The sequence below is a fragment of the Mesorhizobium sp. M7A.F.Ca.US.002.01.1.1 genome (assembly GCF_004022955.1).
Classification (GTDB): domain Bacteria; phylum Pseudomonadota; class Alphaproteobacteria; order Rhizobiales; family Rhizobiaceae; genus Mesorhizobium; species Mesorhizobium ciceri.
Map to the genome: position 1 here is coordinate 1 of NZ_RZQE01000993.1, position 748 is coordinate 748.

Annotated in this window: 1 pseudogene; it reads right to left on the bottom strand. The window is 59.4% G+C overall.

Features of this window, described 5'->3' with window-relative positions:
- Positions 1-685: pseudogene (locus EN932_RS37310) on the bottom strand (DEAD/DEAH box helicase); the annotation flags it as partial.
- Positions 686-748: the final 63 nt, after the last annotated feature.

Here is a 748-nt window from a genome sequence, read left to right on the forward strand (position 1 = left end):
AGGCAGGAGGCTGCCGGGCCAGGCGAAAGAATTTGGGAACTCGCTCGGCAGAAACGGCAAGTCTCGTGGAGCGGTTGCGCACGGAAGCATCCCACTCTTCACGCGACAGGTAAAATTGTTCCGGCAAAGGTTTCTCGCGCCCGGCAGCCTCCTGCCTGGCACGGCGTGCATCCTCGATCAGGTCCAGAATTTTGTCGAGCGGCTGCCCGTCGATACCTTCAAGGAAGGAGATCGAGGCGCTCGACGCAGTGTCGAAGACAGATGGCATCGCGCCATATAATGCGACCAGGCGCTCTTCCATCGACGTCGCGCGCATCGCTGTCAGCTCAGGATGATCACCAGCTTTAAACATCAGCTCGGATGCCGGTCCGACAGCAATCGAGTCTCGAACCTGGTCGCTGAGTTGACTGATCGCATCGTAGGTCTTGAGCTCTCGAATGCAGCTGTCTGGGCCAAGGACGACGCGAACGGGGTCCTCCGCGCCAGCGGGGAAGATGTCCATGAGATCGCCTCGAAAAGCTATTTCACCCGGTTCGTCGACCCTCTCGTCGACGACATAGCCAAAAGCTTCGGACCTTGTTCTGAAATCATCCCGGTCGAACTTTTGCCCCACCTCCAGAATTGCGAAACCGCCAGCAATGACGTGGGCGGGCGGCACCCGCTGCAGACTGGCTTCGATCGACATTACAGCGATGCGCGCACGATCGGGCTTCGTTGCCATGTGACACAACGCACGAAGCCTCCGCCC